This is a genomic window from Kitasatospora sp. NPDC056076 (assembly GCF_042266305.1).
In the GTDB taxonomy this organism is placed as follows: Bacteria; Actinomycetota; Actinomycetes; order Streptomycetales; family Streptomycetaceae; genus Kitasatospora.
The window spans coordinates 44658-65978 of sequence record NZ_JBHJWG010000040.1 but is presented as its reverse complement, the minus strand read 5'-3'; the positions used below and the strand labels follow the sequence as shown (position 1 = coordinate 65978).

The 21321-nt window shown below is 73.0% G+C and carries 18 protein-coding genes and 1 tRNA gene; 16 read left to right on the top strand and 3 right to left on the bottom strand.

What is annotated here, in order from left to right:
- Positions 1–53: 53 nt before the first annotated feature.
- From ACFC1T_RS28475 to ACFC1T_RS28445, 7 genes are all read left to right on the top strand, one after another.
- The gene (locus tag ACFC1T_RS28475) at positions 54–1232 is read left to right on the top strand and encodes an LLM class flavin-dependent oxidoreductase (protein ID WP_375893019.1); all 1179 of its coding nucleotides are present in this window, start codon (positions 54–56) and stop codon (positions 1230–1232) included.
- Positions 1229–1726: a GNAT family N-acetyltransferase gene (locus ACFC1T_RS28470; protein ID WP_375893017.1), complete on the top strand. Its 498-nt coding sequence runs from the start codon at positions 1229–1231 to the stop codon at positions 1724–1726. Before ACFC1T_RS28475 ends, ACFC1T_RS28470 begins: the two co-directional genes overlap by 4 nt.
- Positions 1727–1736: 10 nt before the next feature.
- Positions 1737–2684, top strand: a complete 948-nt coding sequence (locus ACFC1T_RS28465) for an ABC transporter substrate-binding protein (RefSeq protein WP_375893016.1) — start codon at positions 1737–1739, stop codon at positions 2682–2684.
- Positions 2685–2712: 28 nt separating this feature from the next.
- Entirely contained in the window at positions 2713–3744 is a 1032-nt protein-coding gene (locus tag ACFC1T_RS28460; RefSeq protein WP_375893014.1) for an amino acid ABC transporter permease, read from the top strand.
- A gap of 65 nt (positions 3745–3809) precedes the next feature.
- Positions 3810–4562, top strand: a complete 753-nt coding sequence (locus tag ACFC1T_RS28455) for an amino acid ABC transporter ATP-binding protein (RefSeq protein ID WP_360233704.1) — start codon at positions 3810–3812, stop codon at positions 4560–4562.
- 76 nt (positions 4563–4638) lie between these two features.
- The gene (locus tag ACFC1T_RS28450; RefSeq protein ID WP_375893013.1) at positions 4639–5628 is read left to right on the top strand and encodes a transporter substrate-binding domain-containing protein; all 990 of its coding nucleotides are present in this window, start codon (positions 4639–4641) and stop codon (positions 5626–5628) included.
- Between the two features lie 123 nt (positions 5629–5751).
- Positions 5752–6960 (top strand): serine/threonine-protein kinase, encoded by a 1209-nt coding sequence (locus ACFC1T_RS28445; RefSeq protein WP_375893012.1) that lies wholly within the window; start codon positions 5752–5754, stop codon positions 6958–6960.
- On the opposite strand, the gene ACFC1T_RS28440 is transcribed toward ACFC1T_RS28445, so the two are convergent.
- Positions 6916–7614 (bottom strand): MBL fold metallo-hydrolase, encoded by a 699-nt coding sequence (locus tag ACFC1T_RS28440; protein WP_375893010.1) that lies wholly within the window; start codon positions 7612–7614, stop codon positions 6916–6918. The two genes, ACFC1T_RS28445 and ACFC1T_RS28440, sit on opposite strands and share 45 nt — an antisense overlap.
- A 268-nt stretch (positions 7615–7882) precedes the next feature.
- Between ACFC1T_RS28440 and ACFC1T_RS28435 the strand changes: the two genes are divergently transcribed.
- The gene (locus ACFC1T_RS28435; protein WP_375893008.1) at positions 7883–8734 is read left to right on the top strand and encodes a fumarylacetoacetate hydrolase family protein; all 852 of its coding nucleotides are present in this window, start codon (positions 7883–7885) and stop codon (positions 8732–8734) included.
- A gap of 42 nt (positions 8735–8776) precedes the next feature.
- Here the strand turns inward: ACFC1T_RS28435 and ACFC1T_RS28430 are convergent, their stop codons facing one another.
- A complete protein-coding gene (locus tag ACFC1T_RS28430; RefSeq protein WP_375893006.1) occupies positions 8777–9535 on the bottom strand; it encodes a TetR/AcrR family transcriptional regulator in 759 nt (252 codons plus the stop codon).
- Positions 9536–9699: 164 nt separating this feature from the next.
- On the opposite strand from ACFC1T_RS28430, the gene ACFC1T_RS28425 reads away from it, so the two are divergent.
- The 3 genes from ACFC1T_RS28425 to ACFC1T_RS28415 all read left to right on the top strand — a co-directional run bounded on the left by ACFC1T_RS28425 (position 9700) and on the right by ACFC1T_RS28415 (position 14556).
- Entirely contained in the window at positions 9700–11406 is a 1707-nt protein-coding gene (locus ACFC1T_RS28425) for a DUF885 domain-containing protein (protein ID WP_375893004.1), read from the top strand.
- A gap of 236 nt (positions 11407–11642) precedes the next feature.
- Positions 11643–13262, top strand: a complete 1620-nt coding sequence (locus ACFC1T_RS28420; protein WP_375893002.1) for an MFS transporter — start codon at positions 11643–11645, stop codon at positions 13260–13262.
- 292 nt (positions 13263–13554) lie between these two features.
- Positions 13555–14556, top strand: a complete 1002-nt coding sequence (locus ACFC1T_RS28415) for a trypsin-like serine peptidase (RefSeq protein WP_375893000.1) — start codon at positions 13555–13557, stop codon at positions 14554–14556.
- 139 nt (positions 14557–14695) lie between these two features.
- On the opposite strand, the gene ACFC1T_RS28410 is transcribed toward ACFC1T_RS28415, so the two are convergent.
- Positions 14696–14767 (bottom strand) — tRNA-Arg (locus ACFC1T_RS28410).
- Between the two features lie 181 nt (positions 14768–14948).
- Between ACFC1T_RS28410 and ACFC1T_RS28405 the strand changes: the two genes are divergently transcribed.
- From ACFC1T_RS28405 to thrC, 5 genes are all read left to right on the top strand, one after another.
- Positions 14949–15368 (top strand): response regulator, encoded by a 420-nt coding sequence (locus tag ACFC1T_RS28405; RefSeq protein WP_375893040.1) that lies wholly within the window; start codon positions 14949–14951, stop codon positions 15366–15368.
- Positions 15369–15452: 84 nt separating this feature from the next.
- Entirely contained in the window at positions 15453–17114 is a 1662-nt protein-coding gene (gene argS / locus ACFC1T_RS28400) for an arginine--tRNA ligase (RefSeq protein ID WP_375892999.1), read from the top strand.
- 88 nt (positions 17115–17202) lie between these two features.
- Positions 17203–18594 carry a diaminopimelate decarboxylase gene (gene lysA, locus ACFC1T_RS28395; RefSeq protein ID WP_375892997.1) on the top strand — a complete coding sequence of 464 codons (1392 nt, stop codon included), beginning with the start codon at positions 17203–17205 and terminating at the stop codon, positions 18592–18594.
- Positions 18595–18731: 137 nt separating this feature from the next.
- Entirely contained in the window at positions 18732–20024 is a 1293-nt protein-coding gene (locus ACFC1T_RS28390; RefSeq protein WP_375892996.1) for a homoserine dehydrogenase, read from the top strand.
- 10 nt (positions 20025–20034) lie between these two features.
- On the top strand, positions 20035–21132 hold the full coding sequence (thrC, locus tag ACFC1T_RS28385) for a threonine synthase (protein WP_375892994.1): 1098 nt from the start codon (positions 20035–20037) through the stop codon (positions 21130–21132).
- Positions 21133–21321: the final 189 nt, after the last annotated feature.

The window sequence follows — 21321 nt, the reverse complement described above, 5'->3', positions numbered from 1 at the left end:
TCCGGCCTGCCCACCCGCAGCCCGCCGGAGTCAGTCACCCGAAAGGTTCCGCCATGCCCGTCGAATTCCTCGGCATCGCCGCCACCGGCGACGGTTCGGAGACCACCCCGCGCACCACCGCCGCCTTCGACCGCGACTACACCCTGCGGCTGGCCCGGGCGCACGAGGACCACGGCTGGGACCGGGTGCTCTTCGCGTACGGCTCCGGCTCCCCGGAGCCCGCGGCCGCGGCGGCCTTCCTCGCCTCGCGCCTCGACAAGCTGCAGATCCTGCTCGCCCACCGGCCGAACGTGTCCTACCCGACCTTCGCCGCCAAGACCTTCGCGACCCTCGACCAGGTCAGCGAGGGCCGGCTGACCGTCCACTTCATCACCGGCGGCACCGACCACGAGCAGCAGCGCGAGGGCGACTTCCTCACCAAGGACCAGCGCTACGAGCGCACCCGCGAGTACATCGGCATCGTGAAGAAGGCCTGGACCAGCCGGGAGCCCTTCGACCACGAGGGCCCGCACTACCGCTTCCACGACTTCGTCTCCGACGTCTTCCCGGTCCAGCAGCCGCGCCCGGCGGTCTCCTTCGGCGGCTCCTCGGACGCCGCCTACGCGGCCGGCGGGGCCGAGGCCGACATCTACTGCCTGTGGGGCGAGCCGCTGGCCCGCACCGCCGAGCAGATCGAGCGGGTGCGCGAGGCGGCCCGGGCCGCCGGGCGGAGCGACCTGCCGCGGATCCAGGTGGCGTTCCGGCCGATCATCGCGCCCACCGAGGAACTGGCCTGGGAGAAGGCGCACCGCACGGTGGCCGCCATCCGGGCCCGCCGGGAGAGCGGGGAGCCGGTGACCAGGCGCCGCCCGGTCGGCGGGGCCCCGGAGAACACCGGGTCGCAGCGGCTGATCGAGATCGCCGAGGCCGGCGAGCGCTACGACCGCGCGCTGTGGACCCCGACCGCCGCGGCCACCGGCGGGGCCGGCAACTCCAACGCGCTGGTCGGCACCCCGGAGACGGTCGCCCAGGCGCTGCTGGACTACTACGACCTCGGCGTGGACATCCTCTCCGCGCGCGGCTACGACCTGCTGGACGACGCGATCGACTTCGGCCGGTACGTGATCCCGATCGTCCGCGAGGAGGTCGCCAAGCGCGACGCGGCCAGGGCCGAGGCCGAGGCCGAGGCCGAGGCCGAGGCGGCGGCCCGCGCCGAGCGGGACCGGCACCAGCTGATCGCGGTGCAGGCGTGAGCCCGGTTCCGGGGTGGGAGTTCCGCCGGGTCACCCTGGCGGACCCGCTGGTGGCACCGCTGCTGCGCGAGCTCACCCACGAGTACGTCACCCGCTACGGCCCCGAGGCCCACCAGGAGATGACCCGCTACCCGGACGACGCCTTCGCCGAGCCGCACGGAGTGCTGCTGCTCCTGCTGGAGGACGGCGAGCCGGTGGCCGGCGGCGCGTACAAGCGTTACGACGAGCGGACCGCCGAGGTGAAGCGGATGTGGACCCACTCCGCCCACCGCCGCCGGGGCCTGGCCCGCCGGGTGCTCGCCGAACTGGAGCGGACCGCTGCGGCCGCCGGCTACCGCCGGATCTACCTCACCACCGGCCCGCGCCAGCCCGAGGCCAAGGGCCTCTACCTGGCGGCCGGCTACACCCCGCTGTTCGACGTCGCGGCCGATCCCCTGACCATCGGCCCGCTCCCCTTCGAGAAGCCCCTGCCCGTGCTGGTCCCGTCCCACTGAAAGGCCCCCCGTGAGAACCACCACCGTCCGCCGCCGCCTCCTCGCGACCACCGCGCTGCTGCCGGTCCTGGCCCTGGCCGCGTGCGGCTCGGACCCGAAGATCGCGGGCGCGGCCGGGGCGGGCGGACCGGCCGCCACCGCCACCGAGGACGTCGTCTCCGGCGTGGGCAGGTCGGAGGCCGCCGCCGCGCTGCTGCCCGAGGAGGTGCGCAGGTCCGGGGTGGTGAAGTTCGGTTCGTCCTTCGGCACCCCGCCGAGCGCCTACTACGCCGACCAGACCACCAAGAAGCCGGTCGGGGTCGACGTGGACTTCACCGACGCCGTCGCCAAGGTCCTCGGCCTGACCGTGCAGCGCCAGGACGCCGCCTTCGAGACCATCCTGCCCGCCCTGGACAGCGGCAAGTTCGACGTCGGCACCGGCAACTTCGGGGTCACCACCGCCCGCTTGAAGACCATCGACTTCGTCACCTACATCGACGACGGCCAGGGCTTCGCGGTGCAGAAGGACAACACGTCGGTCCAGCCGGTCACCGACCTGGCCCAGCTCTGCGGGCTGACCATCGGCACCGGCGCCGGCACCACCTTCGAGACCACGCTCAACAACAAGAAGAACGTCTGCACCGACGCCGGGAAGAAGCCGTACGAGGTGAAGGCGTTCAGCGAGGGCGGCGCCCTGCTGACCGGCCTCCAGCAGGGCCGGGTGGACGTCGAGATGTCCACCATCAACGGACTGCGCCACCAGGCCGCGCAGGAGGCCGCCGGGGTGCGCTTCCTCAACGAGTTCCACCGCCTGGACGTCGGCTTCGCCTTCAAGAAGGGCTCCCCGCTCACCCCGGCCTTCCAGGCGGCGGTCAACCAGCTGATCAAGGACGGGACGTACGAGCGGATCCTCCGCAAGTGGGGGCTCGCCGACTCGGCGATCAAGGAGTCGCAGATCAGTCCGCCCGAACACCCGTGACCGCAGGGCCTGTCGAAGGAGTCCTCCGATGACCACCAGTACCCCGGCACCGCCGTCCCGGCCGAGACCCGCGGCCGCCCCCGGCCCCGACCCCGCGACCGGTCCGGGCCCCGCGACCGGCCCCGGCCTCGACGCCGCCGAGCTGGCCGGCCTGCGGACCGTCCCCGCCCGGCACCCGTGGCGCTGGGCGGCCGGGGCGGCCGCCCTCGTCGTCCTGCTCCAGTTCCTGCACGGCCTGGCCACCAACCCCGGCTGGGACTGGGCCACCTTCCGCCTCTACTTCACCGCCGACACCATCCTCCAGGCGATCGGCCGCACCCTCGAACTCACCGCCTACGGCACCGTGCTGGGCTTCGTGCTCGGCGCCGTGGTGGCCGGGATGCGGCTGTCCCGCAGCGCGGTGCTGCGGACCATCGCCTGGGCGTACGTCTGGGTGTTCCGCTCGATCCCGCTGATCGTCCAGCTGGTGTTCTGGTTCAACCTCTCCTACCTCTACAAGCGGTTCGGCTTCGGCATCCCGTTCGGCCCGACCTTCGGCGAGTTCGAGACGGTCGGGGTGCTCGGCGCGCTCGGCGCCGCGGTGCTCGGCCTCGGGCTGCACCAGGCCGCGTTCGCCGCCGAGATCATCCGCGGCGGCATCATCGCGGTGGAGGCCGGCCAGCGCGAGGCCGCCGCCGCGCTCGGCATCCCGCGCTGGCGGCAGGCCTGGCGGATCGTGCTGCCGCAGGCCATGCGGGGCATCCTGCCGGCCGCCGCCAACGAGGTGATCTCGCTGCTCAAGGGCACCTCGGTGGTCTACGTGATGGCCATCGGCGAGCTCTTCTACCAGGCCCAGGTGATCTACGGCCGGACCGGCCGGGTGGTGCCGCTGCTGATGGTGGCCACCGTCTGGTACGTGGTGCTGACCACGGTGCTGTCGGTCGGCCAGTACTACGTCGAGCGCTACTTCGCCCGCGGCTCCCGGCGCACCCCGCCGCCCGGCCCGCTGCACCGTCTGCGGGCCTTCCTCCGCACCCTGCCCACCCGTACCGACGCCCGCACCCCCGGAGGGACCCCGTGACCACGCCGACCGAGGCCGACCCGACCCCTGCGGCCGACCGCGCCGACCCGGCCGGGGCCGCCCCGATGGTGCAGGTCCGCGGCCTGCACAAGAGCTTCGGCCGGCTGGAGGTGCTGCGCGGGGTCGACCTGGACGTCCCGGCCGGCTCGGTCACCGTGGTGCTCGGCCCGTCCGGCTCCGGCAAGTCCACCCTGCTGCGGGCGATCAACCACCTGGAGAAGCTGGACCGCGGCCACGTCGCCATCGACGGCGAGCTGATCGGCTACCGGCGCTCCGGCGACCGGCTGTACGAGCTCAAGGAGCGCGAGGTGCTGCGCCAGCGCACCGGCATCGGCTTCGTGTTCCAGAACTTCAACCTGTTCCCGCACCTGACCGTGCTGGAGAACCTGGTCGAGGCGCCGATCGCCGCCCTGGGCCGCCCGCGGGCCGAGGCCCGGGCGGCGGCGCTGGCGCTCCTGGAGCGGGTCGGCCTGGCCGACAAGGCCGCCGCCTACCCCCGGCAGCTGTCCGGCGGCCAGCAGCAGCGGGTGGCGATCGCCCGGGCGCTGGCCCTGGAGCCCAAGGTGCTGCTGTTCGACGAGCCGACCTCGGCGCTCGACCCCGAACTGGTCGGCGAGGTGCTGGACGTCATCAAGGACCTCGCGCGCAGCGGCACCACGATGATCGTGGTCACCCACGAGATCGGCTTCGCCCGCGAGGTCGCCGACACCGTGGTCTTCATGGACGGCGGTGTGGTGGTCGAGCAGGGCCCGCCCGCCGAGGTCCTGGACCGTCCGCGGCAGGAGCGCACCCGGGCCTTCCTGGCCAAGGTGCTGTAGCACCCCCGCTGCCCACCCCGCCGTCCGCTACCGCCCCCTCTCCCCGAACCCCCTTCACCCGAGCAGGAGTTCCGCCATGTCCCTACCCCGTCGCGCCCTCGTGACCGCCGCCGGCTCGCTCGCCGCCGCCCTCGTCCTGGCCGGCTGCGGCAGCGGCGCGAACGGCGCCTCGGCGGAACTCGCCCCGGCCAAGGGCAGCACGGCGCCGAACGGCACCGTGGTGAACCTGTCGCCGCAGCAGAACCGGGTCTCGACGGCCAAGGTCGACGCGATCGCGGCGCTGGTCCCGGAGGAGATCCGGAAGAGAGGCACCTTGAAGGTCGTCGACTCGATCGGCACCACCCCGCCGCTGGACTTCTACGCCAACGACGACAAGACGATCATCGGCATCGAACCGGACATCGCCTCGCTCATCGGCGACGTGCTCGGCCTCAAGGTCGAGTTCAACCCGGTCTCCTGGGAGAACATCTTCGTCGGCCTGGACAGCGGCAAGTACGACGCCGGCCTGTCCAACATCACCGTCACCGAGGAGCGCAAGGAGAAGTACGACTTCGCCACCTACCGGCTGGACGTCCTCGGCTTCGAGACCAAGAAGGGCAGCGGGATCAAGGTCACCGGTGCCAAGGACCTGGCCGGCCGGTCCGTCGGCGTCGCCACCGGCACCAACCAGGAGAAGCTGCTGATCTCCTGGAGCGAGGAGGACGTCCGCAACGGCCTCAAGCCGATCGACATCAAGTACTTCTCCGGCACCGAGTACTACCTGGCGCTCTCCTCCGGCCGGATCGACGTCTACACCGGCCCCAACCCCAGCCTGGCCTTCCACGCCGTGCAGACCGGAGAGACCGAGGTGGTCGGCACCTACTCGGGCGGCGGCGCGGACGTCCTCGGCAAGATCGCGGCCACCACCCACAAGGACAACGGCCTGGTCAAGGCGCTCAACGGCGCGATCAACGAGCTGATCAGGAACGGGACGTACGGGCAGGTGCTCAAGCGCTGGGGCCTGGAGAACGAGGCCGTCCAGACCTCCGAGATCAACCCGGTGGGCCTGCCCAAGCCCAAGGCGTGACACCACGCCGGACCGAGCTGTGACACCGGGGCCTCCGTCGTTCACCCGTTCGTCCCCGCCCGCCGCTATGGTGACCCCTCCGACGGCGAACGCCGTTCGGGCGGGGGCACGTTGGGGGAGGGCATGCGCAAGGGTGAGGTGCTCGGCGGTCGCTTCCGGCTGGAGGAGTGGCTGGGCAAGGGCGGCTTCGGCGTGGTCTGGCGGGCGACCGACACCGTGCTGGACCGGCCGGTCGCGGTCAAGCTGCTGCTGGCCGAGCACGCGGCCGACCAGGAGGCCGTCGGCCGGTTCGTCCGCGAGGCCAAGCTGGCCGGGAACCTGTCCCATCCGCACATCGTCACGGTGCACGACTACGGCCGGGTCGCCGGTGTCGAGGGGGAGGTCCACTACCTGGTGATGGAGCTGGTCCGCGGCCGCCCGCTGTCCGCGGTGCTCAAGGACGGACAGCCGGAGCACGGACTGGCGCTGGCCTGGATGACCCAGGTCTGCGAGGCGCTCGACGTCGCGCACCGCAGCGGGGTGATCCACCGGGACATCAAGCCGGAGAACGTCATGATCCTGGACGGCGGGGGCCGGGCCAAGGTGCTGGACTTCGGCATCGCCCGGCTGCTCACCCAGTCGGTCGGGCTCACCTCCACCGGCAGCGTGGTCGGCACCGTCCCGTACCTGGCGCCCGAGTGCTGGTCCGGCGGGACCGTGGACGGCCGGGCCGACCTCTACGCCTTCGGCGTGATGCTGTACGAGGTCAGCACCGGCCGGCGGCCGTTCCGCGCCGACTCGCCGTACGAGTACATGCGCAAGCACATGGACGAGACCCCGCCCCGGGTGCGCGGCACGGACCCGGCGCTGGCCGAGCTGGTCGCCCGGCTGCTCGCCAAGCGGCCCGCGGACCGGCCCGCCGACGCCGCCGAGGTGCTGGAGCGGCTGCGGGCCGTCCGCCCCGGGGTGCAGGGGCCGGGGCCGAGCCCGGAGCAGCTGCGCCGGCGGGCCGACCAGGCCTGGCAGCACGGCGCCGAGGGCCGGCCCGGGGACGCGGTGGACATGCTGCTCCAGCTCGTCCCCGACTTCGCCCGGACCTGCGGCCCGGCCGACCCGCGCACCCTGCGCACCTGCCACGACCTGGCCCTCTGGCTGGCCCGGGCCGGCCGCCGGGCCGCCGCCGTCGCCCTGCTGGAGGCGCTGGCCGAGCAGCCCGGCACCGCCCCGGAGGCCCGGGCCGACCTGCGGCGCGACCTCGCGCACTGGCGGGGGGAGGCCGAGCGGCTCGGCCCGGGCCAGGGGCCGTCGCTAGACCTGCGGGTGCTGCTCGGCGGCGGCGCGCAGCGCGGCTGAGGCACCGGCGGCGATCGGGTCGCCGTGCCCGAAGACGGCGGTCTCCACCGGCAGTGCGGCGAGCCGGTGGAAGGAGGCGAGGGCCAGTGCCGGGTCGGTGTGGAACACCCCCGGCCCGGTCCGCCCCCGGACGTTGGACACCAGGTCCCCGGTGAACAGCACCCCGGGCCCGGGCAGGTGCAGGGCGATGCTGCCGTCGGTGTGCCCGGGCACGTGCACGACCACGGCGCCGCCGCCGATGTCCAGCACGTCCCCGTCCTCGACCTCGCGGTGCACCGGGCAGGGCTCGGCTGGCGGGATCGGCGGCAGCCCGTCCCACAGCTGCTGCTCGAAGGGGCTGAGCACGGGCGGCACCGCGGGCTGCTCGCGCCGTACCACCGGCGCCTCCAGCCGGTGCGCCACCACCTCGGCGGACCAGCGGCGGGCCAGTTCGGCGGCGGAGCCGGTGTGGTCCTCGTGGTGGTGGGTGAGCACGATCCGGCGTACGGCCGTCGGGTCCGGTCCGATGGTGCGGATCGCCTTCTCGATGCCGTCCGCCGACCCGGCGATGCCGGTGTCGATCAGGGTCGGTCCGTGGTCGTCCTGCCAGAGGTAGGCGGTGCCGAACTCCAGGGTGATCATGTGCAACTCGTCGCGTACCCGGGTGATCTCCATGCCCGGATCCTGCGCCCTGCGGCGCCTCGGCACACGGACGTTCGCCCTGGGCGTGCTTCCCGGCTCGGCGGATCCGCCGGACCGGGAGGTCTGTCAACCGTACGGGCCGCCTATTCGGGCCCCCGTGCCTTCGTGCGATTTGATGGGAATCCGCCCATCGGGACGGTCTGGTCCACCGGCCCGGGCCGTTGATATACCTCGTTGCCAGACTCGGGAGCGGTGTCCGCGCCGCCCCGGTGAGCTGCGACGAAAGGCTGGTGACGGATCGATGAAGCTCCTCCGCGTCGGACCCCCGGGCGCCGAGCGCCCGGTCGTGCTGGGCCAGGACGGCACCGCGTACGACCTCTCCGGGCGGGCCCGCGACCTCGACGGGGCCTTCCTGGCCGGGCTGGACACCGCCGAGCTGGCCCGGGAGGTGGCCGCCGGCGCGTTGCCGGTGGTGGACCTGGCCGGACTGCGGGTGGGTGCGCCGGTGGCCCGGCCGGGCAAGGTGGTCGGCATCGGGCTCAACTACCGCGACCACGCGGCCGAGGCCGGGGCCGCGATCCCGGACGAGCCGGTGATCTTCCTCAAGCCGAGCTCCACCGTGGTCGGCCCCTACGACGAGGTGCTGGTGCCGCGCGGCGGTGAGAAGACCGACTACGAGGCCGAGCTGGCGATCGTGATCGGCCGCACCGCCCGCTACCTGGACTCGCACGCCGAGGCCGCCGCCGTGATCGCCGGCTACACGATCGCCAACGACGTCACCGAGCGGGCGTTCCAGTTCGAGCGCGGCGGCCAGTGGGACAAGGGCAAGTCGGCGGAGACCTTCACCCCGCTCGGGCCCTGGCTGGTCACCGCCGACGAGGTGGCCGACCCGCAGGCCCTGACGCTGCGGCTCTGGGTCAACGGCGAGCGGCGGCAGCACGGCAGCACCGCGGAGATGGTCTTCCCGGTGCTGGAACTCGTCCGCTACGCGAGCCAGTTCATGGTGCTGGAGCCCGGCGACGTGATGGTCACCGGCACCCCGGCCGGGGTCACCCTGGGCCACCCGGGCACGCCGTTCCTGGCCCCGGGCGACGTCGTCGAGATCGAGATCGACGGCCTCGGCCGGCAGCGCCAGGTGCTCGGCAAGGCGTAGGGCGTGCGCCGCCCGACCCTTGGCACGGGGGTCGGGAGGCCCTCAGGCCCCGTCCGGGGGAGTACCGCCCAGCACCGCCCGCAGCCGCTCGGCCCGTTCCGCCCGCGGCCCCTCCAGCGCGAGCAGCCCCGCCAGCACCTCCGCCGTCTGCGGATCGTGCAGCGCCGTCGCCGCCGCCATCGCCGTGAACTGGTCCACCAGCCAGTCCCGCAGGCCCTCCACCGGCAGCGCGCGCCCCTCGTCCAGCCAGCTCAGCGACGCGCCCTCGACGACCGCGATCCAGGAGCGCACCAGCAGGGTCAGCCGCGGCCCGGCCTCCCGTACGCCCAGGTGCCGCAGGGTCCGCCGGAGCGCCGCCCGCCGGACGTCGTCCACGATGGCCGTGGTCCGGGCCGTCTCCACCACCGAACCGCCGCGCAGCAGCGCCGAGTAGCCCGCGTCGTGCTCGGCAACGAAGGCGAAGTAGCCGTCCAGCGCGGCGGCCAGCTGCTCGGACGGCCGCCCGGTCGACGGGACGGCGAACCGGCCGGTCAGCTCGTCCGCCGCGGTGCGCAGCGCGGCCTCGTACAACTGCTGCTTGCCGCCCGCGAAGTAGCGGTAGACCAGCGGCCGGGAGGCGCCGGCGGCCTCGGCGACGTCGTCCAGGCTGACCTCCTCGGGCGGTCGGACGGCGAACAGCTCCAGGGCGACCGCGATCAGCTGCTCGCGCCGCTGTTCGACCGGCAGCCGCCGGTAGCCGGAGCGGCGCGGGCGCGGTCCGGGGGCGGCCGGGTCGGTTGCCGAGGTGGGGCGGGCTTCCATGGCCGTCAGCGTAATGGGCGTCGTGCCGATCGGGACCTGTCACGCACCGGATCTCTCCGAACGGGTGTTTGGTCCGCTCACCCTGTGTCAGAGCCCTGACCCCAGCCGGTCAACGGTCGATGACGGGGGCTTGCAATCGGCCCGGGCACCGCGATGATGTCCGAATGGTTGAAGAACTGATCACCACCGGCGGCGACACTCCCCGCCGCATCGCCGACGGTTACGTCCAGGCGCTGGCCGACCTCGACCCGCTGACCGCCGTCTACCTCGGCCTCAACCCCGAGGACGACCGGCTGCCCGACCTCTCCCCGGACGGCGCCGAGCGGATCGCCGACCTCGCCCGCCGCACCCTGGCCCGGCTGGACGAGGCCGAGCGGGCCGGCGCCGCGGACGACGAGGCCGAGCGCCGCTGCGCCCGCCTGCTGCGCGAGCGGCTGACCGCCGAACTCGCCGTGCACGACGCCGGGGAGGACTACCGCGCGGTGCGCAACCTCGGCTCCCCGGTGCACAACACCCGGGAGGCCTTCACCCTGATGGCCACCGACACCGAGGCCGAGTGGCAGCTGATCGGCCGCCGCCTGGCCCGCGTCCCGCTGGCGCTGGAGCAGTACCGGCGGACGCTGACCGAGGGCATCGAGCGCGGGCTGCTGTCCGGCCCGCGCCAGGTCGGGACGGTGGTCGGCCAGTTCGGCGAGTGGCTGGCCGGGGACGTCCCGGGCGGCTGGTTCGGCGAGTTCGTCCAGGACGCCCCGGAGAGTGTGCGGGCCGAGCTGTCCGTGCACGCGGTGGCCGCCGCCGAGGCGCTGGCCGCGCTGCGCGACTGGCTGCGCGACGTGTACGGCCCGGCCGCCGCCGGCACCCCGGACACCGCCGGGCGGGAGCGCTACGCCCGCTGGGTGCGCTACTGGACGGGCGCGGACCTGGACCTGGACGAGGCGTACGCGTGGGCCTGGAGCGAGTTCCACGACCTGCTCGCGCAGATGGAGGCCGAGGCCGAGAAGGTCCGCCCGGGCGTCGGCCCGATGGCCGCGATGAAGTGGCTGGAGACGGACGGCCCGGCGATCGAGGGCGCCGAGGCCGCCCGGGAGTACCTCCAGGGTCTGATGGACCAGGCCATCCGGGACCTCCAGGGCACCCACTTCGACCTGGCCGAGCCGGTCACCCGGGTCGAGTCGCGGATCGCCCCGCCCGGCAGCGCCGCCGCGCCGTACTACACCCAGCCCGCACTGGACTTCAGCCGCCCCGGCCGGACCTGGCTGCCGGTCCTCGGCGAGGAGCGCTTCCCGGTCTGGGACCTGGTGTCGACCTGGTACCACGAGGGCGTCCCCGGCCACCACCTCCAGCTCGCGCAGTGGGTGTACGTCGCGGACCGGCTCTCCAGCTACCAGGTGAGCCTCGGCGGGGTGAGCGCCAACCTGGAGGGCTGGGCGCTGTACGCCGAGCGCCTGATGGACGAGCTCGGCTACCTCACCGACCCGGGCCACCGGCTGGGCTTCCTCAACGCCCAGATGATGCGGGCGCTGCGGGTCATCGTCGACATCGGCATGCACGTCGGCCTGGACTTCCCGGCGGACTCCCCGTACCGGCCGGGCGAGCCGGTGAGCCCCGAGCACGGGCGGGAGTTCTTCGGCCGGTACTGCGGCCTGTCCGCCGACTTCCTGGACAGCGAGCTGGTCCGCTACCTGGGCATGCCCGGCCAGGCGATCGGCTACAAGCTGGGCGAGCGGGCCTGGCTCCGGGGCCGGGCGGCGGCGCGGGCGGCGCACGAGGCGCGCGGCGAGGAGTTCGACCTCAAGGCCTGGCACATGGCGGCGCTCTCGCAGGGCTCGCTGGGGCTGGACGACCTGGTCGCGGAGCTCTCGGCGCTCTGAGCGGAGCTCTCGGCGCTCTGAGCGGGGCCGTCGGCGCCCTGGGCGGAGCCGTCGGCGCGCCGGGGCGCGTGGTGGGGACCAGGACCCCGGGACTCGGTCGCGAGTCCCGGGGTCCTGGTCCTTTTGTCCGACAAAGGTCGATTTGGTGAGGTTTTTCCTTGCCATTCGCCGAGGTCGGCGTTTGGCTGGAAGGCGACTGCGTGACCTCTCCGTACCCCCTCCGGAAGGCTCGACCAGTGTCTGCTCAACCCGCCGCCATCGGTCATGGGACCGCCGACAGTCGCCGCTGGTGGGCGCTGACGGTCATCGCCATCGCCCAGCTCATGATCGTCCTCGACATCACCATCGTGAACATCGCGCTGCCGTCGGCCCAACGGGACCTGGGCATCACCGACGCGAACCGGCAATGGGTGATCACCGCCTACACCCTCGCCTTCGGCGGCCTGCTGCTGCTCGGCGGCCGGCTGGGCGACCTCTTCGGCCGCAAGCGCGTGTTCATCGTCGGCCTGCTGGGCTTCGCCCTCGCCTCCGCCCTCGGCGGCGCGGCGGTCGACCCGGCCATGCTGTTCGGTGCCCGTGCCCTCCAGGGCGCGTTCGGCGCCCTGCTCGCCCCATCCGCGCTGGGCCTGCTCTCCACCACCTTCTCCGATCCGAAGGAACGCAGTACGGCCTTCGGCATCTTCGGCGCGATCGCCGGTGGCGGCGCCGCGATCGGCTTCATCGCCGGCGGGCTGCTCACCGAGTACCTGGACTGGCGCTGGTGCCTGTTCGTGAACACCCCGATCGCCGTGGTGACCGCCTTCGCGGCCTTCCGGGTGCTCCACCGCGACCACGTCGAGAAGGGCCGCCGGATCAAGCTGGACCTGCCCGGGGCGCTGCTCGGCTGCGGCGGCCTGCTGGCCATCGTGTTCGGCACCTCCGAGGCCGTCACCCGGGGCTGGAGCGACGGTCTGGTGATCGGCTCGCTGCTGCTGGGCGTGGCGCTGCTCGGGGTGTTCGTCCTGGTCGAGAAGCGCTCCGCGCACCCGCTGCTGCCGATCCACATCGTGGCCGAGCGCAACCGCGGCGGCGGCGCCCTCTCGGTGGGCCTGGCCATGGTCGGCATGTTCGGCCTGTTCCTGTTCCTGACCTACTACATGCAGGCCATCAAGCACTTCTCGCCGGTGGTCTCGGGCGTCTCCTTCCTGCCCATGACGGCGGCCATCATCCTGAGCTCGACCGGCGTCGCGGCCCGGCTGATGACCCGGGTGCCGTCCCGGAACCTGATCACCCCCGGGCTGCTGCTGGCCGCGGGCGGCATGGCCTGGCTGACCCAGATGAAGGTGGACAGCCCGTGGGCCGCCATGGTGCTGCCCTCGGTGCTGCTGATCGGCTTCGGCATGGGCCTGGTGTTCATGCCGGCGATGAGCCTGGCCACCCTCGGGGTCGCCCCGCACGAGGCCGGTGCGGCCTCGGCCACCATCAACTCGGCCCAGCAGGTGGGCGGTTCGCTCGGCACGGCGCTGCTGAACACGATCGCCGCCAGCGCCACCGCGACGTACCTGGCCACCCGGATCACCAGCGATCCGCTGGTGCGGGCCCAGGGTGCGGTGCACGGCTACGTGGTCGCGACCTGGGTCGCGATGGGCGTGCTGCTGCTGGCCGCTCTGGTCGCCTTCCTGATGATCGACCACCGGCCGGCGCCCGCCGGGGCGACCGCCGTCCCGGGCGGCGCGCAGGCGCCGGCCGCCGCACCGGCGGCCGTGGACGGCCGGCCGAGCCCGCGGGCCGCGGCGATGGCCGACGTGAAGGCCAACGTGAAGCCGGCGGCGGAGGTCCGCGCGGAGGCGGGGTCGGACCGGCCGCCGGCCGACTGACCGCGGCGGCGCACCGCAACCCCCGCGCCCCCTCGCTCCCCGGCCACCGCCGGGGGAGCGAGGGGGGCGCCGCCGTGCCGCGACGTCCACCGCCCTTCGACGTCCACGGTCTTCGACGTCCACGGTCTTCGACGTCCATCGCCTTCATCGCAGGGCCCGTTCCGGTTACGCTCCTGCTCCGGTGGGCGCTTTTCTCATCGAGCTCCAAGCCGACGGTAACGAGGCTTCCAGGCTGGGGCGCCATAGTCATTGACCGAACGAGGCGCCACCGACCAGGGCAGGGGAGTCAGGAATGGGCCAGCACAGCCGCGAGAGGTCGCGCCGTCACCGTCTGCTCGCCCCCTCGCTGTTCACCGCGCTGGCGGCCCTCGTGGTGGCCGCCGTGCTGGCCGGGACGCACGGGTTCAGCCTGTCCGACGCGACGGCCGCCGGGAAGGTGGCCCGCAGCACCCGGGCCGTCGTCCCGGAGCCGGCCACCGCCACCGCGGCGCCGGCCTCGCCCGGCCCGGCCGCGGACACCACCCCGAGCGCGACCCCGACCCCGACGGACACCCCGACGCCCACCGGGACGCCGACCGCCACGGACACCCCGACGGCCCCCGCCCCGACCACGTCCGCCGCGCCCGACGTGCGCAGCGCCGCGCTCGGCAGGACCGCCGCCGCCCCCGCCGACGACCGGGAGTCCTCCACCGTCGGCGCGCTGTTCAGCGGTCCGGTCGGGCCCGGCAACCACTTCTGCACCGCCAGCGTGCTGCACAGCGCCACCGGCAACCTGCTGCTGACCGCCGCGCACTGCGTCAGCAGCCCCGGCGGGGTGACCTTCGCCCCCGGCTACCGGGACGGCTCCGCGCCGTACGGCACCTGGCAGGTGACGGCGGTCCACACGGCGAGCGGCTGGTCCCAGAACGGCGACGTGGACGAGGACTTCGCGATCCTGGAGACCGCCCCCAGCAACGGCCGCAACGTCGAGGACGTGGTCGGCGGCAACAAGCTCGGCACCGACGAGTCCTTCGGCGCGACCGTCCGCCTCTACGGCTACCCGGCCGGCGCCGAGACGCCCAGCCTCTGCACCAACACCACCGCCCAGCAGAGCGCCTACCAGCGGGTGATCGACTGCCCGGCGTACCCGTCCGGCACCAGCGGCGGCCCCTGGATCAACACCGCGACCGGGGACGTGGTCGGCGCGATCGGCGGCTACCAGCAGGGCGGCGACAGCGACGACACCTCGTACAGCGCCTACTTCGACCACACCATCGCGACCCTGTACACCCAGGTCGAGGGCAGCGCCCCCTGACCCGACGGGTCCGGGCCCCTCCCCCCGGGGCCCGGGCCCGTCGGCACCCCGTCCCGGGCGTCCGCGCCCGGACATGACGAAGGCCCAGATCCGTGGATCAACTCCACTGATCTGGGCCTCGATTGCACTTCCTGCGAAGTGCCCCCGGTAGGATTCGAACCTACGCACCCGCCTCCGGAGGGCGGTGCTCTATCCCCTGAGCTACGGGGGCCGGTTGGCCTGTCGGTCACTCGCGCGTTCCGACGGGATGAACACTACCAGGCTTCCAGCAGGGTCCGTGCACGGGTTTCCGGAAAGATCGTCGGGGCGCCGGGCGGCCGCCCGGCGGGCGGAAGTGTCCAAAGGCCGGACGGGGCGGCGGGGCCGCCGATACCCTCGGTGAGGTGTCGGTCGTGTCCGGGCGGGTCCTCGTGGTGGACGACAGCGAGGTGATCCGCCAGCTGATCAGGGTCAACCTGGAGCTCGAGGGCTTCGAGGTGGTGACCGCCGCCGACGGCGCCGAGTGCCTGGAGGTCGTCCGCCGGGTGAAGCCCGACGTGGTGACGCTGGACGTGGTGATGCCTCGGCTGGACGGCTTGCGGACGGCGGCCCGGCTGCGCGCGACCCCGGACACCAGCGGGCTGCCGATCGCGATCGTGAGCGCCTGCACCCCGGCGGACCTCGATCTGGGGGAGGCGGTCGGGGTGGACGGCTACCTCGGCAAGCCCTTCGACCCCGCCGACCTGGTGGCCCTGGTCCGGCGCCTGATGCCGGCCGCGGAACGGCCCGCCGGGTTTCGCCCTGAGCGAACAGGGCGTGCGGATCGCGGCTGACACCCCAGGGGGCGCCGTCCCGCGGCGTCTCAACCGGCAAACCGGGTGGCGGGCGGGTACCCCGTCTCGCCTACGCTTGGCGTCGTGACCCCCGCAGACCTTTCCCAGGCAATCCAGGCCGCAGTGAGCTCCGCCGTCGAGGCGGGCGAGCTGGCCGTCGCCGTGCCCGAGCACGTGACGGTCGAGCGGCCCAAGAACCGGGACCACGGCGACTACGCGACGAACGTGGCCCTCCAGCTCGCCAAGGCGGCCGGCAAGCCGCCGCGAGCCGTTGCCGAGGCCCTGGCCGAGCGCCTGCGAGGGATCACCGGCGTCGCCAAGGTCGACATCGCCGGTCCGGGCTTCCTGAACATCACCCTGGACACCGCCACCGCCGGTGCGCTCGCCCGCACCGTCGTCGAGGCGGGCGAGGCCTACGGCCGCAACGAGGCCCTCAAGGGCCTCAAGATCAACCTGGAGTTCGTCTCCGCCAACCCGACCGGCCCGATCCACATCGGCGGCGTCCGCTGGGCGGCCGTCGGCGACTCGCTGGCGCGCGTGCTGCGGGCCTCCGGCGCCGACGTCACCACCGAGTACTACCTCAACGACGCCGGCGTGCAGATCAGCAAGTTCGCCGCCTCGCTCCAGGCCGCCGCGAACGGCCGCGAGGTGCCCGAGGGCGGCTACGTCGGCGAGTACATCGTCGACATCGCCAAGGCGCTCACCGACGCGGTCCCGGGCGTGCTCGACCTGCCCGAGGCCGAGCAGCTGGAGGTCTTCCGCACCGAGGGCCTCAAGCTCATGGTCGCCGAGATCAAGCGCTCGATGGACGAGTTCGGCACCCACTTCGACGTGTGGTTCTCGGAGAAGACGCTGCACGACTCGGGCGCCGTCGAGAAGGCCATCGAGCGGCTGCGCGAGCAGGGCCACGTCTTCGACCAGGACGGCGCGGTCTTCCTGCGCACCACCGACTTCGGTGACGACAAGGACCGCGTCCTGATCAAGGCCGACGGCGACAAGACCTACTTCGCCGCCGACGCCGCGTACTACCTGTCCAAGCGGGACCGCGGCGCCGAGGTCGCGCTCTACATGCTGGGCGCCGACCACCACGGCTACGTCAACCGCCTCAAGGCCATCGCGGCCTGCGCGGGCGACGACATGAACCACAACATCGAGGTGAAGATCGGCCAGTTCGTGAAGATGCTTCGCGACGGCGAAGAGGTCCGCATGTCCAAGCGGGCCGGCAACATCATCACGATCGACGACGTGGTCGACTGGATCGGCGTCGACGCCGCCCGCTACACCCTGGCGCGCTCCTCCACGGACTCGACGATCACGCTCGACATCAACATCCTGACCAGCCAGACCAACGAGAACCCGGTCTACTACGTCCAGTACGCCCACACCCGGATGTGCGGTGTCGCCCGCAAGGCGGCCGAGCTGGGCGTGGACAAGGGCACGGCCGAGCAGTTCAAACCCGAGCTGCTCGCCACCGAGTGGGAGTCCGACGTGCTCGGCCACCTCGCCGAGTTCCCGCGCGTGCTGGCCACGGCCGGCGAGCTGCGCGAGCCGCACCGCGTCGCCGTCTACCTGGAGAAGCTCGCGGGCAAGTACCACCGCCTGTACGAGAACTGCATGTTCCTGCCCAAGGGCGACGAGGAGCTCAACGACACGCACCGGGCCCGCCTCTGGCTGGTCGAGGCGACGCGCACCGTGCTCGCCAACGGCCTCACGCTCCTGGGCGTGACGGCGCCCGAGCGGATGTAAGCACCACCCCCAAGCGCACAGCGGGGGCGGCTGACGGTCAACGAGGACCGTCGCCGCCCCTCGCCATAGGTCTCGAAGGACTTTGGACATGAGTCGCTCCGCACACCCCGCAGGCCCCCGTCACGGTGATGTCCTGCCCGAGGGCCACTACCAGGCCCCGCCGGCCGATCTGAACGCGCTCGACCCCAAGGTCTGGTCGCGCACCGTCGCCCGCGACGCCGAGGGCGTGGCCACCGTCGGCGGGATCGACGTCAAGCGGCTGGCGGCCGAGTTCGGCACCCCGGCCTACGTGCTGGACGAGGAGGACTTCCGCAGCCGGGCCCGCGCCTGGCGGGACGCCTTCGGCGCCGACGCGGACGTCTACTACGCCGGCAAGGCCTTCCTCTCCAAGGCGGTCGTGCGCTGGCTGCACGAGGAGGGCCTCAACCTCGACGTGTGCAGCGCCGGGGAGTTGGCGGTGGCGCTGGCCGCCGGGATGCCGGCGGAGCGGATCGCGCTGCACGGCAACAACAAGTCGGTGGACGAGCTGGAGCACGCCGTGAAGACCGGCGTCGGGCACATCGTGGTCGACTCCTACGAGGAGATCGAGCGGCTGGCCGCGATCGCCGCCCGCCAGGGCGTGCGCCAGCAGGTGCTGATCCGGATCACCGTCGGCGTCGAGGCGCACACCCACGAGTTCATCGCCACGGCGCACGAGGACCAGAAGTTCGGCCTGTCCCTCACCGGGGGAGCGGCCGCCGAGGCGGTGCGCCGGGTGCTCGGCCACGACAGCCTGGAGCTGCGCGGCATCCACTCGCACATCGGCTCGCAGATCTTCGACATGGCGGGCTTCGAGGTCGCCGCCCGCCGGGTGGTCGGCCTGCTGGCCGGGATCCGGGACGAGCACGGCGTCGAGCTGCCCGAGATCGACCTGGGCGGCGGCCTGGGCATCGCCTACACCAGCGAGGACGACCCGCGCGAGCCGGCCGAGATCGCCGCCGCGCTGGCCGAGATCGTCCGCCGGGAGTGCGCCGCCGCCGACCTGAACGCCCCCCGGCTGAGCGTGGAGCCGGGCCGGGCGATCGTCGGCCCGACGGCGTTCACGCTGTACGAGGTCGGCACGGTCAAGCCGCTGGAGGGCCTGCGCACCTACGTCAGCGTGGACGGCGGGATGTCCGACAACATCCGCACCGCGCTGTACGACGCCGAGTACTCGGTGGCGCTGGTGTCGCGCACCAGCGACGCCGAGCCGATGCTGGTGCGGGTGGTCGGAAAGCACTGCGAGTCCGGCGACATCGTCGTCCGGGACGCCTTCCTGCCGTCCGACCTGGCCGCGGGCGACCTGATCGCGGTGCCCGCCACCGGCGCCTACTGCCGCTCGATGGCGAGCAACTACAACCACGCCCTCAGGCCTCCGGTGCTCGCCGTCAAGGACGGTGCGGCCCGGGTGATCGTCCGGCGCGAGACGGAGGAGGATCTCCTGCGCCTGGATATCGGATGACGAAATTCTCGTCTCAGATCATGGAACGACCGTAGATCCGTGCGGAAAGTCCCCGAGACTGGTACGGACCGAAGTGACCGGCGGCCCCTGAAAACCGCCGGAAATACCGAAGCACGAAGAATGCAGAGCGGAGTCGGATGATGCGTACGCGCCCGCTGAAGGTGGCGTTGCTGGGTTGTGGTGTGGTGGGCTCCGAGGTGGCGCGCATCATGACGACGACGGCCGACGACCTCGCCGCTCGCATCGGTGCCCCGGTCGAGCTCGCCGGGATTGCGGTCCGCCGGGCCGGCCGGGTGCGCCCCGGGGTGCCCGAGCACCTGATCACCACCGACGCCGAGGCCCTGGTGGGCCGCGGTGACATCGACGTCGTGGTCGAGGTGGTGGGCGGCATCGAGCCGTCCAAATCGCTGCTCCTGTCCGCCTTCGCGAAGGGCGCCTCGGTGGTCAGCGCCAACAAGGCGCTGCTCGCCAAGGACGGCACCGAGCTGCACGCGGCGGCCGCCGCGGCCGGCGTGGACCTGTACTACGAGGCCGCGGTGGCGGGCGCGATCCCGCTGCTGCGCCCGCTGCGCGAGTCCCTCGCGGGGGACAAGGTCAACCGGGTGCTGGGCATCGTCAACGGCACCACCAACTTCATCCTCGACAAGATGGACACCACCGGCGCCGGCTACTCGGAGGCGCTGGAGGAGGCCACCGCGCTCGGCTACGCCGAGGCGGACCCGACGGCCGACGTCGAGGGCTTCGACGCCGCCGCCAAGGCCGCCATCCTGGCCGGGATCGCGTTCCACACCGAGGTCACCGCGGCGGACGTCTACCGCGAGGGCATCACCGAGGTGACCGCCGCCGACATCGCCTCCGCCAAGGCGATGGGCTGCGTGGTCAAGCTGCTGGCGATCTGCGAGCGGGCCGCCGACGGCGCGTCCGTCACCGCGCGGGTCCACCCGGCGATGATCCCGCTCTCGCACCCGCTGGCGTCCGTCCGCGAGGCGTACAACGCGGTGTTCGTCGAGGCCGAGGCGGCCGGCCGGCTGATGTTCTACGGCCCGGGCGCGGGCGGCTCGCCGACCGCCTCCGCGGTGCTCGGCGACCTGGTCGCGGTCTGCCGCAACAAGCTGGCCGGGTCCACCGGTCCCGGTGACTCCGTGTACACGCAGCTGCCCGCCAAGCCGATGGACGAGGTGGTCACCCGCTACCACGTCAGCCTGGACGTGGACGACCGGGCGGGCGTGCTCGCCCAGGTCGCGTCCGTCTTCGCCGAGCACGGCGTCTCCATCGACACCGTGCGCCAGCAGGGCCGCGACGGCGACGCCTCGCTCGTCGTGGTCACCCACCGTGCCACCGACGCCGCGCTGTCGGCGACGGTCGACAAGCTCCGCGCGCTGGACAGCGTGCGGGACGTGGCCAGCATCATGCGGGTCGAAGGGGAATAAGGAACCAGCCATGAACGCCGTTGCCGAGAACGTCGTCCGAGGCGCGCACACCCACCAGTGGCGCGGCCTGATCGAGGAGTACCGGGACCGCCTGCCGGTCACCGCGGCCACCCCGGTGGTCACCCTGCTGGAGGGCGGCACGCCCCTGGTACCGGCCCAGGTGCTCTCCGAGCGCACCGGCTGCGAGGTCTACCTCAAGGTCGAGGGCGCCAACCCGACCGGTTCCTTCAAGGACCGCGGGATGACGATGGCCATCTCCAAGGCCAAGGAGGAGGGCGCCCAGGCCGTCATCTGCGCCTCCACCGGCAACACCTCGGCCTCCGCCGCCGCCTACGCGGTGCGGGCCGGGATGGTCTCCGCCGTGCTCGTCCCGCAGGGCAAGATCGCCCTGGGCAAGATGGGCCAGGCGCTGGTGCACGGAGCCAAGATCCTCCAGGTCGACGGGAACTTCGACGACTGCCTGACGCTCGCCCGCGAACTGTCCGAGAAGTACCCGGTGGCGCTGGTCAACTCGGTGAACCCGGTGCGGATCGAGGGCCAGAAGACGGCGGCCTTCGAGATCGTCGACATGCTCGGCGACGCCCCGGACATCCACGTCCTGCCGGTCGGCAACGCGGGCAACATCACCGCCTACTGGAAGGGCTACCGGGAGTACGCCGCCGACGGGATGGCCGCCCGCACCCCGCGGATGTGGGGCTTCCAGGCCGCCGGCTCGGCCCCGATCGTGGACGGCGCGCCCGTCCTCAAGCCGCAGACCATCGCCACCGCGATCCGGATCGGCAACCCGGCCTCCTGGGACTTCGCGCTCGCCGCGCGGGACGAGTCCGGCGGCCTCATCGACAAGGTGACGGATCGTCAGATCCTCGCCGCCTACCGGCTGTTGGCCGCGCAGGAGGGCGTCTTCGTGGAGCCCGCCTCGGCCGCCTCGGTGGCCGGCCTGCTGGCCAAGGCGGAGGCCGGCCTGGTCGACCCGGGCCAGCGGATCGTCTGCACGGTGACCGGCAACGGCCTCAAGGACCCGGACTGGGCGGTGGCCGGCGCGCCGCAGCCGCAGGTCGTCCCGGTCGACCCGGAGGCCGCGGCCCAGCGGCTCGGACTGCTGGACTGACGGCGGGGCCTGACAGTTCGACGGGCCGACCCTTTCGGGGGTCGGCCCGTCACAGTTCTCCGGTGACACTTTTGTGTCAATTCCGCTGCGCATTCCGATCCGATTCCACCCCACTCCCTGACCGCGGGGGGTGCGCATTCCGGCCAGAACCGGCAACACACCAGATCGAAGGCCCACGGGGTGTACCAC